This window comes from Myroides sp. DW712, from assembly GCF_046557355.1.
GTDB lineage: Bacteria > Bacteroidota > Bacteroidia > Flavobacteriales > Flavobacteriaceae > Flavobacterium.
Genome location: NZ_JBKFDO010000014.1, coordinates 26,463 through 40,336, shown reverse-complemented (window position 1 = coordinate 40,336; position 13,874 = coordinate 26,463). Strand labels below are relative to the sequence as shown.

The 13,874-nt window shown below is 36.9% G+C and carries 12 protein-coding genes; 5 read left to right on the top strand and 7 right to left on the bottom strand.

Translation table 11 applies throughout. From position 1 onward, the window contains the following. Positions 1 to 30: 30 nt before the first annotated feature. Entirely contained in the window at positions 31 to 732 is a 702-nt protein-coding gene (locus ACLJX0_RS11760; protein ID WP_410880712.1) for an OmpA family protein, read from the bottom strand. Between the two features lie 22 nt (positions 733 to 754). After that, a complete protein-coding gene (locus ACLJX0_RS11755; protein ID WP_410880710.1) occupies positions 755 to 1,213 on the bottom strand; it encodes a hypothetical protein in 459 nt (152 codons plus the stop codon). 166 nt (positions 1,214 to 1,379) lie between these two features. Between ACLJX0_RS11755 and htpG the strand changes: the two genes are divergently transcribed. From htpG to ACLJX0_RS11740, 3 genes are all read left to right on the top strand, one after another. Beyond that, positions 1,380 to 3,233 (top strand): molecular chaperone HtpG, encoded by a 1,854-nt coding sequence (htpG, locus tag ACLJX0_RS11750; RefSeq protein ID WP_410880708.1) that lies wholly within the window; start codon positions 1,380 to 1,382, stop codon positions 3,231 to 3,233. Positions 3,234 to 3,365: 132 nt separating this feature from the next. Beyond that, positions 3,366 to 4,337, top strand: a complete 972-nt coding sequence (locus ACLJX0_RS11745) for an EamA family transporter (protein WP_410880706.1) — start codon at positions 3,366 to 3,368, stop codon at positions 4,335 to 4,337. Between the two features lie 157 nt (positions 4,338 to 4,494). Further along, complete coding sequence (locus ACLJX0_RS11740) at positions 4,495 to 7,104, top strand: hypothetical protein (protein ID WP_410880704.1); 2,610 nt, start codon at positions 4,495 to 4,497, stop codon at positions 7,102 to 7,104. Positions 7,105 to 7,393: 289 nt separating this feature from the next. Here the strand turns inward: ACLJX0_RS11740 and ACLJX0_RS11735 are convergent, their stop codons facing one another. Beyond that, complete coding sequence (locus tag ACLJX0_RS11735; RefSeq protein ID WP_410880702.1) at positions 7,394 to 8,224, bottom strand: lysophospholipid acyltransferase family protein; 831 nt, start codon at positions 8,222 to 8,224, stop codon at positions 7,394 to 7,396. Between the two features lie 78 nt (positions 8,225 to 8,302). Further along, the gene (locus ACLJX0_RS11730; protein ID WP_410880700.1) at positions 8,303 to 8,953 is read right to left on the bottom strand and encodes an NUDIX hydrolase; all 651 of its coding nucleotides are present in this window, start codon (positions 8,951 to 8,953) and stop codon (positions 8,303 to 8,305) included. 51 nt (positions 8,954 to 9,004) lie between these two features. Between ACLJX0_RS11730 and ACLJX0_RS11725 the strand changes: the two genes are divergently transcribed. Together ACLJX0_RS11725 and ACLJX0_RS11720 are read left to right on the top strand one after the other, a co-directional pair. Continuing rightward, positions 9,005 to 9,448, top strand: a complete 444-nt coding sequence (locus ACLJX0_RS11725) for a DUF4268 domain-containing protein (RefSeq protein WP_410880698.1) — start codon at positions 9,005 to 9,007, stop codon at positions 9,446 to 9,448. A gap of 41 nt (positions 9,449 to 9,489) precedes the next feature. Further along, entirely contained in the window at positions 9,490 to 11,355 is a 1,866-nt protein-coding gene (locus ACLJX0_RS11720; protein WP_410880696.1) for a hypothetical protein, read from the top strand. A gap of 393 nt (positions 11,356 to 11,748) precedes the next feature. Here ACLJX0_RS11720 and ACLJX0_RS11715 read toward each other — a convergent pair whose 3' ends face one another. The 3 genes from ACLJX0_RS11715 to ACLJX0_RS11705 all read right to left on the bottom strand — a co-directional run bounded on the left by ACLJX0_RS11715 (position 11,749) and on the right by ACLJX0_RS11705 (position 13,827). Beyond that, entirely contained in the window at positions 11,749 to 12,939 is a 1,191-nt protein-coding gene (locus ACLJX0_RS11715; protein ID WP_410880694.1) for a GlmU family protein, read from the bottom strand. Between the two features lie 134 nt (positions 12,940 to 13,073). Next, positions 13,074 to 13,325, bottom strand: coding sequence for a type B 50S ribosomal protein L31 (locus ACLJX0_RS11710; RefSeq protein ID WP_182648819.1), 252 nt, complete (start codon positions 13,323 to 13,325; stop codon positions 13,074 to 13,076). A gap of 286 nt (positions 13,326 to 13,611) precedes the next feature. Next, a complete protein-coding gene (locus ACLJX0_RS11705) occupies positions 13,612 to 13,827 on the bottom strand; it encodes a heavy-metal-associated domain-containing protein (RefSeq protein WP_410880692.1) in 216 nt (71 codons plus the stop codon). Between the last annotated feature and the right edge of the window lie 47 nt (positions 13,828 to 13,874).

The following is a 13,874-nucleotide window of genomic DNA, read 5'->3' as shown; positions in this document are numbered from 1 at the left end:
GTAAACCGTCAACTGTTAACCGTCAACTAATTACATCGTTGCTGCTTCGTTTTGCGCATCAATAATCATTTGTTCGTTCGCTTTAATTGCAAACTCTACGCGGCGGTTTTTTGCTCTTCCTGCTTCTGTATCATTACTTGCAACTGGATCAGCAATTCCCATTCCTTCTGTTGCTAAACGCTTGTTGGAAACTCCATTTTGCATCAAATAGGTTTTCACTGCATTTGCGCGTTGTCTTGATAATTTCAAGTTATATTCTTCTCTACCTGTATTATCCGTATATCCAAAAATACTGATATTCGTATTTGGGTTTTCTTTGAATACAATGATCAACTTATCTAAATTTTGTTTGGCTTTATCCGTTAATGTCGCTTGATTCAAGTTAAAGTTCACTGAACTCTCCCCTAAAGTCAATTTAATTCCCTCTCCTACGCGCTCTACTTGAGCTCCTGGAACGGTTTGTTCAATTTGACGGGCTTGTTTATCCATGTTATTTCCAATCACCCCTCCAGCAGCTCCACCAATAACACCACCTAATACCGCTCCTAAAGCACTATTTCCACCTTTTCCTATATTATTTCCTAATATTCCTCCGATGATAGCTCCACCAGCAGCTCCAATTGTCGCTCCTTTTTGTGTATTATTCGCATTTTTGACAGAGTCACAGCTTGTCACCGATAAAGAACCTACCAGCAAAACTCCTGCTAATAAAGTTGTAGTTGTTTTTTTCATAATATTACCTTCTTGTTGTTTCTTAATTCTTTACAAAGTGATACGTTACATCATATCCTTGTCCATCCACATAAAAATGATCGATTAAATCAAAACTCGTAGCGGTTTGATTTCTTACCTTCATTTTATATCCTGTGGTTACATTTTTAGCCTTTAATCCAGCATCGACAAATTTAAATTCAAATTCACCATTGGGATTAACAAACCATTTAAAGTTACTTTCAAACATTGGGCAAGAATTCCCTCCACTTAAGTTTACTACACCTGTGTTGTTATTTGAAACAAATTTCCATTGGCTTCCATTAAAACAATGTGCATCCGCAATATTAAACGAAGTAACTTTTACGAACTCACCTCCAATATGAGAAACAGAAGTCAATGTCCAATCTCCTTTAATTCCGTATTGCGACTGTTTATCCATTGTTGGCTTACAAGAGGCTAACGCTAAGCCTACAAAACTTAATAAAACTAACTTTTTCATACTTATTCTTCTATTTTTTACAATAATACAAACTTTCTAGGTATTAATAGATTTTACACTCCAAAAAAGAATCAAATGACAAATTGACATCTATTTTAAGCTTGGTATCTTTTTTGTCTACTTTCAACTACATAAATTTATTAAAAATAATAATACCAAAATAAATATGACAGCTGGAAAAATTAATGTTACTGTAGAGAATATCTTTCCTTTGATTAAAAAGTTCTTGTATAGTGATCACGAGATATTCTTAAGAGAGTTAGTTTCAAATGCAACTGATGCTACATTAAAGTTAAAACACCTAACAAGCATTGGGGAAGCAAATGTAGACTATGGGCATCCAATTATTGAGGTTAAAATTGACAAAGACAACAAAAAACTTCACATCATTGACCAAGGAATTGGGATGACCCAAGAAGAAGTAGAGAAATACATCAATCAGGTGGCGTTCTCTGGTGCGGAGGAATTTTTAGAAAAATACAAAGATAGCGCTAAAGACACGGGAATCATCGGTCATTTCGGATTGGGGTTCTACTCTGCTTTTATGGTAGCTGACAAGGTGGAAATCATTACTAAATCCTACAAAGATGCTCCTGCAGCACATTGGACTTGTGATGGTAGCCCAGAGTATACGTTAGAAGTAGCAGATAAACAAGACAGAGGAACAGAGATTATTTTGCACATTGCAGAAGATTCACTAGACTTCTTGGAAGACTATAAAATTCGCGAGCTTTTAACTAAGTATAACAAATTCATGCCTGTGCCGATTAAATTTGGTACCCACGAAGAAGGCGAAGGGGATGATAAAGTGGAAGTAGATACCATCATCAACAATCCAAATCCGGCTTGGACGAAACAACCAGCAGATTTAACGGAGGAAGATTACAAAAACTTCTATCGCGAGTTATATCCGATGCAGTTTGAGGAGCCACTATTCAACATTCACTTGAATGTAGATTATCCATTCAACTTGACAGGTATCTTGTATTTCCCTAAGCTAAGTGGTGATATGCAAATGCAAAAGGACAGAATCCAACTGTACCAAAATCAAGTATTCGTAACGGATAATGTAGAGGGAATCGTTCCTGACTTCTTGACGATGTTGAAAGGGGTGATTGATTCTCCAGATATTCCATTAAACGTATCCCGTTCGTATTTACAAGCGGATGGAAACGTGAAGAAAATATCCAACTATATCACGCGTAAAGTTGCAGATAAATTAAAATCGTTGTTCAACGAGAACCGAGCAGATTTTGAAAGTAAATGGAACGATATTAAGGTTGTTTTAGAATATGGTATGTTATCTGAGGAGAAATTTGCAGAAAAAGCAGGTGCTTTCATGCTATACCCAACCACGGACAATACCTACTATACACTGGAAGAATTAAAAGAAGCAACGAAAGATTTACAGACGGACAAAGAGGGTAACCTTGTTGTTTTATATACATCTAACAAAGATGCACAACACAGCTATATCAGTGCTGCAAAAGAAAAAGGATACCAAGTAATCGTATTGGATTCCCCTATTGTTTCTCACTTGATTCAAAAGTTAGAAAGCGAGCATGAGAAAATGACATTTGCACGTGTGGATGCAGATCACATCAATAACTTGATTAAGAAAGAAGAAAACGCCATTTCTAAGTTATCAGAAGAAGAGCAAACGTCTTTACAATCGTTTATTGAGCAAGTAGTACCGAAAGAGAAATATACGGTAAAACTAGAGTCAATGGATAGTCAAGATGCGCCATTGATCCTTACTCAACCGGAGTTCATGCGTCGTATGAAAGAAATGAGCCAATCCGGTGGCGGTGGAATGTTTGGTATGGGTAATTTCCCAGAGATGTACAACTTAGTGGTGAACACTAATTCGGAATTTGCTTCTAAAATCCTGAACAACACCAATGAAGCAGAACGTACAACCGCTTTCAGTCAAGCTTTAGATTTAGCAAAATTATCGCAAGGTCTACTCAAAGGAGAAGAGCTTACGGCTTTTGTGAAACGAAATTTTGAGAAATTATAAACAGTACCACACTGAATTAAAAAGGTTCATTCGTTGCTAACGGATGAACCTTTTTTCTTCCCAACCTCTTAGACATTTGTCCTAGACCTCTCCAAAAAAAAGAAGTACCTTTGCCCCGTTAAAAACTGAGCAATGAAAGAACAAAATTTGATCAAAGGCGTATTTTTAGTAGCCATTGGAGCTTCTAGTTTTGGTATGTTAGCCTCTTTTGTAAAACTGGCGTATTCGCATGGATATACCACAGCCGAGGTGACTTTATCTCAAGTGTTACTAGGACTAATTGGTATGTTCATCATCAACTTAATTCGCAAGAAACAACCCAATGAAATAACCGCAACCAAAAAAGACATTCGCAATTTAATCTTAGCGGGTACCTCAATGGGATTTACTTCGGTTTTATACTATATGGCAGTGAGTTATATTGATGCTTCTATTGCTGTCGTGTTACTAATGCAATCGGTATGGATTGGTGTTGTGATTGAAAGCGTTGTAACCAAACAATTCCCTAGCTTACTCAAAATTGCTGCCGTTGCGCTCATTTTATTTGGAACGGTATTAGCCACCAACATATTAGCCAATGAGATTGAATTGGATTACCGCGGGGTTATCTTCGGGTTCCTTGCGTCTTGTTCGTTTGCGACCACCATGTTTGCTTCTAACGTAGTAGCCAATCACTTAGCAGCTCCTAAACGCAGTTTATTCATGCTCTGTGGCGCAACAGCTATTGTTTTACTTTTCTGTTTTATTACGCAACTAGGTCCTAATAATTCAGATACCATGCGATCATTTTACCACCTATTTACAGACAATACCGAGGGTATTCGCGATTTCGATTGGCGTATTTTTTACTCTTGGGGATTACTATTAGCTCTGTTTGGCACCATCTTACCTCCAATCTTCCTGAATATGGGATTCCCTCATACTGGCGTTGGATTGGGAAGTATTGTTGCCTCTATTGAATTACCAGTATCGGTAACCGTTGCTTTTATGGTCTTACAAGAACAAGTGGTCCTCCTACAATGGGTGGGTATTTTACTGATATTAGGTGCTATTTTCTTAATGAATAGTCGTTTAATTTTCAAGAAAAAACAAACGTTAACTTAAGTAACAAACCCCCATACCTAATAACAAAGTCTTTGTAAAAACTACAAAGACTTTTTTTATACCGCTCCCTCAAAATACTTTACATTCACTAGAACTAGTGATATTGTTTTTCTGTGGATTTATCTACATTTGTTGTACAATAAAAACACACAGTACGATGTATAAAAGATTATTACCTATTGCCTTGTTATTCTCTTCTGCGATCTACAGTCAGACAGCAAAAGACACTTTATGGGTCAACGCGTATGATGAAGTAACAACCAAAGCGTTAGCTAGTTCATTTAGAGTTTCTAAACCAGCCAAACAACAAAAGGGATGGGAAGAAATTACAACCTACAACAAAGAAACAAAAGCAATTGAAGTCAAAGGAATCGGAAGTTTTGACAGCAATAACACGATTACTTATGATGGAAAAGTAACCTATTACAATGCCGATGGTTCGATTAATTTCGATATGTTTTTTGAAGAAGGAAACGCAATAAAAATCACGTCTACTGATCCTTTTACACAAGAAGAATTTACGCTAACCTACGAAAACGGTTATCCCTATGATGGGAAAATGGTGCAATTGTACAAAAGTGCCTATTTTTACATTGCTATTAACGAGGGAAGCTACGAATCGTACATCTACGTCAATAAAAATAAGCCCAACCAAAAATACAGCTTCACTTTTGATGAAGAGAACAACATTTTGGAAGAGCAGTATTTAAATGAAAAAGGTGAAATCGTTTATGCAGCAAATTACGAAGATGGATTGGTACAAAATGGAACTTCAATCGTTTTGGATTATGATACTTTCCGCCCAACGATGATTAGTACCTATGTGAATGGAACCAATACAGAAACAACTAACTTTTTTGTTTCTGGAGCGATTAAATACAAAACTACAACAACAGCAACAAAAAGCACAACGGTGTTCTACGATGCAAAAGGAGGAATTGTAGGAACATACAAGGCAGATTTAGATGAGTACGGAGCAGAGTCCAACCAAGAGGGAGTCTATTTATTCTACAACGAATACACCGATACGCCAGATATGCCAACCAGTCAATCGGAATACAAAAAAGGAAACTTAGTTAAAGAAACTATTTTCTATACACAAACCCCATTTGCACCAAAATCAACGAAATTTTACAAAGGGGATTACTACCTAGAAAAAATTGAATATTTCAACGAAAATGGAAGCAAAAAAGGGGAATTAATCTATAATGAAGATGGTTATACGCCTCAAAATGGTGTTTTATATGATGATGAATCCGTGACTACCTATAAAGATGGTGTTTTAGTAGCGAAAAAATCGTACTATTCTTCTGGCGAACTTTTTGAAGATGCGACAGAATTAACTTCTACTTACTACAACAAAAAAGGAGGAGTTATTGGAAAACTGCAATCGAAAAAAGGAACGTATGGCTATACAGAACCTTACAATGGTGACTTCATCGTGCTAAGCAATGATGAGATTGGTTCCAAAATTACCTATGAAATGGGACAAAGTGTTTATGCTGCTACGTATGAACCCTATCCTTCCTATGACAGCAAACCAATCTTACGCGACGAAGTATTCACACCGTTAAGTGGCACTGCTAAACGCGTACACTATACAAGACAAGGAAAAAAGAGCAGAGAGGAGTTATTCAACAAGAATGACTACGAACAAACCATTCTAAAAGTGACCTATTTTGACCCAAAAGGCAAAGTAACAGGCGTTTTTGACAATATTGAAAAAGAGGGAACCTATTATACGTTTTTTGACAATGATGCGATTGAATCAACAAGCACGTATAGCAAGGGACAATTGATTTACAAAAAAGAGTACGGCAATAAAAACGGTTCCTATAGTACCGAAATCGATCCGTATTTAGTATCTGAAATCAACTACAACAAAGAAGGGATTTTCTATGATATGGAAGGCAATCAAACAGCAAAAGCCTCCTACAAAGCAGGAAAGCCTTATACAGGAACTGTGAGCGAGTATGACGGGTATGCTACAACGATTACTACCTACAAAAAAGGGGTAAAAGAAGGAGTTGCAACTTTTAAAAGCGATTATGCGGACTATGTTGCAACCAAAACCTACTATAAAGCGGATCAAATTGTAAAAGAAGAAAACTACCTAGACGATCACTTACAATCGTCTAAAGTGTATAAAGATGGAGAGTTACACGGGCCTGCTAAATTCTACAATGAAGAAGGGGAGCTAATTGCTACCTTGGAGTATAAAGAGGGCTATGCACATAATGGTACCTCCATTGCTTATGGCTATGACAGCAATGTGTATACAACCTATGACAATGGATTAATCACCTATGAAAAAACCGTAAGTACCTATACAGGATTATTGCTTGCTGAAGAAACGGTCTTGGAAGATGGTTCGATGCAGAAAAGTATTTACGATGAAAATGAAGCCTTAGTCTATCAATATGGTTTAAAAGATTACGCTTTACACGGAACCTGTACCTACTTTGAAAATGGAAAAGCCAAATACAAAAGCACCTTCGAAGATGGTCGCTTTGTAGGAGGAACTGTAGCGTTAAAAATGTGGGGAGATACCTACAACTATTATGACTATGATGAAAATAGTTACTTGGTATGTAAGCTTGAAAAAAACAGCATGACAATCCAACGCTTAGCGAAAGATACTAACAAGGTTATTTTTGAATTAACCAGTAAGTTGAAAAAAGGAAAAATGGAAGATAATCCTATTTTCCAAAATAAGATTGACAGTTCTAATCTGTATCCCTATAACGAAAACAATTCATTATATTAAAAGAAAAAGGCTATCCTAGGATAGTCTTTTTGCTTTTTTGTTGTTTACTTTTTTGTTCATTGTATAGAAAGCACTAAATTTAATTGAAATACGAATCAAATTCGAGAAAAGGCAGAAGGCTATCAAGTTGATAACCTCCTGTCTTTTCGTCTTTATTTTCATACTTATATTATGTGTGTATTGTGTGACTAGCATGAGTCTATAAAGAACCTTATTTTAATGGAGACACTTTGGACACATTAGGTACATTTACGCTTCACGCATTACGCATCCCCCATCACGCTTATACCTAATAATTCTTCGATGAATTATAGTAATCATAGGTTCTCTGTTCATTCAATTCTTTTTGTTCTTCGACAAATTCTTGTGGCAGCACTTTAAGGAACGAAGGATGTTGTTCGATTGCCATTTCAATCTGTTCAACTATTTGTTCAATACTGTCATTTTCATAGTCGATGCTCAATGGTTCTTTGATCACCATCGATTGCAAAATTCCCTTTTTCTTGAGGTGTAATCCTTTTTTATCAAAAGATCGTCTAAAACCATCGATGACAATTGGAACAACAATCGGTTTATAATTCTTGATAATATGTGCTGTTCCCTTTCGGATAGGTTTAAATGATTTTGTCGTTCCCTGTGGAAACGTAATTACCCAACCATCATCTAAGGCTATCTTAATATTTTCTACTTGTCCTTGATCTACCGCTCTTTTCTCTTCTATATCTACTCCTTGACTTCTCCACGTACGATCAACTTTAACCGCCCCTACATAGGCCATAATACGCGGCAAGAGTCCGGACTTCATAGTTTCCGAAGCTGCCACATAGTATAAATTTAATTTTGGTTTCCAGATGTACATAATGTTCCTAATCGAGTTATCACGTCCTTTCAAACTAGCGTTAAACACGTGATACATCGCTACTACATCAGCAAAATACGTTTGGTGATTGGAGATAAACAATACATTTTTATCGGGTAAACGGCGTAAAATTTCAGAACCTTCAATCTTCAAATCGTTAAATCCACGGTAACGTTGATGCGTTAAAAAGCCAAACGTTCTAATAATCCATTTTTTAAGCCATAAAATATGTCCAAACGGATTCCTCTTAAATAATCCCATACTCCTTCATCCTGATTAATGAATTGCAAATTTAATGCTTTTCGCTGTTGCTAAGGGTTAAAATTTGCTAATTGCGTTCTACATTGGTGTTTTAAATGCCGTTTTCAGCGTTTCTTTGAGTTCACTCAGCATCATGGCTGTTGCCCCCCATATGGTATAATCCTGATAAACAAAGGCTGGAACCTCTGTCCAAGAGGCGTAACTCGTTTTCATTTCTACGGTTTGTACCAATTGATCCTCCATCAAAATGGCTAGGGGCAATTCAATGATATTGGCTACTTCATGAGCGTCAGGAATAAACAACAATTCTTTTTGTGAGATACCTAAATACGGCTGTACAAAGAAATTACTAGGTGGAATGTATATTTTGGTATAGGGTTGAATGATTTGAATATCTTTATCTACAATACCGACTTCTTCCTGGGTTTCACGCAAAGCAGTATGCAATAAATCTACGTCTTCGTACTCGTACTTTCCTCCTGGAAACCCCACTTGTCCGGAATGCACCCCTTTGTAGGTGGCTCGTTCAATGAGGAGCACATGAGTTTCCATTGCTTTGGGATACAATAACATCATCACAGCAGAGGCTCTGGGATTGCGAGTTACAAAATCATCGGCATACAAATACGGAACCCGTTCTACGGGAATCATCAGTCGATGTGCATCAATCCCCATAGGGGTTGCATCTTTAATTTGTTCAATCTTATGCAAAAAAGAATCAAATGTCATAGATTTGCTTTATCAAATTAACAGGTACCTAAATTTACGACTTTATCAATCATGTATAGTAAAGAAGATGCTAAAAGAATAAAAAAAGAATTTTGGATTCAGTTTGCCGCTGAATATCCGAGAAAATGGTTGTTACACAATACTAAAATCAAAGATGTTTCTTTCAAATTCTATGCAGACAATAAAAAAGCCGCAGTTCTTTTGGATATTGAGCCTCGAGATGAAGAAAAGAGAACCATTTATTATGAGAAAATCGAATCACTGAAAACGATTTTACTTGAAGACCATCTACCTGAAGCCATTTTCGAACGCAATTACTACCTCGAGAATGGAAAATTAATCAGTCGTATTTGGGTTACTTTAGAGCAGGTTTCTATTAATAATCCAGAAACTTGGGCGCATATTTTTGAATTTTTCAACGAAAAAATGACAGCATTTGAAATTTTCTTTTATGAATATGAAGATTATATCCGAGATTTAGAAATAAATACTTAACTTTTGCGTTACAATAATCGAGTTGTTCAGTATATCATTTCATGCTAAGATTCATCACCTTTTTGTTTTTCGTCGGCTGTGTTGTGCAAGTTACGTGCGCACAACATAAACCTACCGTAAAGGCTGATTCTATTCCCACCTTAGACAGCATATATCACAAGGAACTTCCCCTAGAAGTGCTCCAAGATAGTACCGAGATTTTCTCCAATTTAAAAGAGAAGAACAAACGCAGTAAACTAGGGCGATTATTCAACCGAATGCTGTATAAAAGCAACAAGCGAATGGTAGCTCATGCCCCCGAAATTCAAGTCAATCGGCATTTAGACCAAGGGGAAGGGAAAATCATTCGCAACATTCATATCACGACCTTAGATCCCTTCGGATATTCGGAAAAGGATACGCTAAAAAAGCCTACAAAATCCTTAGAAGACTGGGGAAACCGCCTCCATTTAAAAACAAAGAAGTTTACTATTCGCAACTTTTTACTCTTTACAGAAGGCGATGTTTTTGATTCGTTAAAAGTAAAAGAATCGGAACGTTTAATTCGTACCCAGCGCTATGTTCGTCGGGTACAGATTACCGCTATTCCTACTTCTTCGCCCGATTCTGTCGATGTATCGATACGAGAGCTCGATTCCTGGACGATTTATCCGAGCGGATCTCTATCTACTTCTTCCATGCGTGTGAAACTAACTGATCGAAACTTTGGTGGTTTTGGACATGATGTAACGGTACAATATACTTCTCGTTTCAAAGAAAATAAGCAAGGAGGCTATTTTAGTTATACCGTCAACAACATTCAAAATACCTTTATCCGCTCCAATATTTTATTCAATCAAGATCCTTGGGGCAATTATGTCAAAGGTGTTTCCCTTAATCGTCCGTTCTATTCTCCCTATGCAAAGTGGGCAGGAGGCGTGACGGCACAACAGCGCTTTAGGCGAGATTCCCTCCCCGATCAAAACATGAAATACAGTTTAGAATCGATTAAATACAACACCTATGATTATTGGGCAGGATATTCTATTCCCATAGCGACCAAAAGCCCAATTATTACCAATTTACGTACCTCACTTCGTTTTGTCAAAGAAAATTATCATACTACTCCAGGGAAGGAGTATGACCTTTATGATTATTACCGTGATCAGCGCTTGTATTTAGCTTCCGTTAGTTTAAGTTCAACCAACTATATTCAAGACCGTTTTATCTTCAACTACGACATCATTGAAGACGTTCAAGTGGGGAAAATCATAGCTTTTACAGGAGGAATGCGCGATAAATACAACAAGAGACGCGCGTATTTTGGCGCGCGATTTTCTATGGGTGGCTATACCAAATTGGGGTATTTTGCGGGTAATATTGAATGGGGAAGTCACTTCCATGGTGGAAAAACCGAACAAGCGGCCTTCCGACTGGAAGGAACTTATTTTACTCGACTCTTTGTCTGGGGCAATTGGCGCTTTCGCCATTTCTTCGTCCCTCAGTTAGTGGTTGGATCACATCGCTATGACCACATCGGAGATGAATTAAAAATAGAAGGAATTATTCAAGGTATTCGCGCGCAAAAGATTACAGGAACCAAACGATTATCTCTAGCGTATCAATGGCAATCCTATGCCCCTTATGAATGGAAAGGATTCCGTTTTAATCCCTATTTCAGCTTTGAAGGAGCATTTATAGGGGATAGCAGCAATCGATTACTCGATCCTAAACTCTACTCTCGTTTTAGCTTAGGTCTAGTAGCTAATAACGATTACCTCGTATTTAGTAAGGTAACCATATCCCTGGTATTTTATCCGACTATGCCCGATTCTGGTGGTAGCGTATTCCGTGCTAATTCAGTACAATATAGCATGGATCTGCCGAATTTTAATTACGATCGACCACAGACTGTTTCTTATTACTAGTGATGAGTGAGAGTTGACGGGGATTTGGTGAGGTTTGCACGATTTATTTTTGCAAGAAAGTTAATCTTTGTAAAAGATAATCTCATCAAAAGCCAAAGAGCAAAGAACAAAAAAGAAATCAAGGTTTGGTGAGGATTAGGTGAGGTTTGCACGATTTATTTTTGTAAGAAAGTTAATCTTTGTAAAAGATAATCTCATCAAAAGCCAAAGAGCAAAGAACAAAAAAGACTTGGGGTATCCAAGTCTTTTTTGTTATTCCGTAAATGGATTATTATAAAATTATTTTCTTACTTATCTCACCCAACCTCACCACATCGTAGCGTAGATTCATCGAATACCAAAACAAAATATAAACTAGATGAGATAAATCCTCACTCATTTCCAATCTCCAAACTATCTTCCTAATTTTGCTTGAAAGCGTTCTAATTTATTTTCTTCTGCCAAGTGGCGAATAATAGCTTCTTCCATTGGCGTCCATTCGATATGACGGCGACTCATGACAATTTGCATGGTTTTAATGGCTTTATCCACATCATATACATCATCGAGATCCTTACCTCCCCAAGTAAAGCTTGGTAAAAATGTTCTTGGAAAACCGCCTCCAAAAATACTACAGGCGACCCCTACTACCGTTCCAGTATTGAACATCGTATTGATACCACTTTTGCTGTGATCCCCCATCATCAATCCACAGAATTGTAATCCTGTATTTTCCACTGCATTTGTTTCGTAATTCCACAATTTTACAGGCGCGTAGTTATTTTTCAAGTTGGAGTTATTCGTATCCGCTCCAAGATTACACCATTCCCCTACAACCGAATTACCTAAGAACCCATCATGTCCTTTGTTTGAATAGCCAAATAGCACCGAATTACTCACTTCTCCTCCCACTCTACATTCTGGTCCAACAGTGGTCGCTCCGTAAATTTTAGCGCCCATTTTCACTTGAGCTCCTTCACATAAGGCAAAAGGTCCACGAATAATAGCACCTTCCATGATTTCTGTATTTTTTCCAATATAAATAGGTCCTGTTGTTGCATTCAGCGTTACAAAGTTCAACACTGCACCCTCTTCAATAAAGATATTTTCGCTACCAAGCACTTGCACGGTTGAAGGAATTGGCTCTGAAAGACGATCTTCGGTCAACAAGGCATAATCTTGGCGAATAGCTGCATCATTGTACTGAAAAATATCCCACGTATGTGCAATTTTAATAAGCGTATCTGTATAATCGATTATTTCATACGCATCAAAATCAATTTCTTCTTGTTCTTCTTCTGTAAAAAAAGCAACGATATCATCCTGATAGCTAATGGCTTGTTTCTGTTGAAGTTCTTGAATACGTTCCACCAATTGTTCTGTTGGCAAGAACGCGCTATTAATCATGATATTTTGTGCTGTTTCTACCATAGGAAACTTCGTTTCTAAGTATTCCTCTGTTACTGTTGTAGTGGTATAGCCCAGATAGTTCTCCCATTTTTCGCGAATGGTCAAAATTCCTACACGTATATCGGCTACAGGTCTTGTAAAAGTAAAAGGCAATAGGGCATTTCTTACCTCCCCGTCAAATAAAATATAATTCATAACACTTGGTATCAGTTCATCAATGAGTCAAAGTTAATCGAATCCGTTAAAAAAACCGCATTTTTGTGACAGATATACATAAAAAAAACCTTCCAATTGCTTGGAAGGTTTTCGTTATCTTGAATAAATTCAGACTATTTGTTGAATTTAGCATATTTGCTTTTGAATTTATCGATACGTCCTGCAGTATCAATAAGTTTAGATTTACCTGTGTAGAAAGGGTGAGATGTACGAGAGATCTCCATTTTGAACACTGGGTATTCTACTCCATCAACTTCAATTGTTTCTTTTGTTTCAACTGTTGATTTTGTAATGAATACGTCATCATTTGACATATCTTTAAATGCTACTAATCTGTAATTTTCTGGGTGAATACCTTTTTTCATGATAAATCTTGTTTAAAAATTGAGCTATTCGCTATTTCGAAGCTTCCTGTTCTCAAGAAAGGTGTAAACGTTGAATAACTTTTGGGTTATACTTATTTTATTTAAGCATGCAAATTTACAATTTAATTTGTATTTACAAATACTTTTTTACTTTTTTTAGTGAATGGTAAGTAGTAAGTGGTGTTTTGGTTTGATGCGTGACATAGTGTCTATCTTTTGTACAAACCTGTATCTAGTCTCACCAAATCCCCACACCCCTCACCTCATCCCCCATTTCCCATCACCACTAAAGGCTTTCTGCTTTAAATCCTTTTTTCTTAATAATTTTCACGATTTCATCTGCTGTTATTGCATCATTTTTTACCGTTAGAATTTTATCCTCTACCGACGTATCTACCGTCCATTGTCCTTCACCTACGGCTTCATTAAGATCTGCGGTTACTTTTCCTACGCAGTTAGAACAGTTTAAATTGGTCTTGAATTGGTTGCTTGTATGATTCATATTGATCTAATTTTATTGATTATTATACGTACAAAGTTCTGTATTTT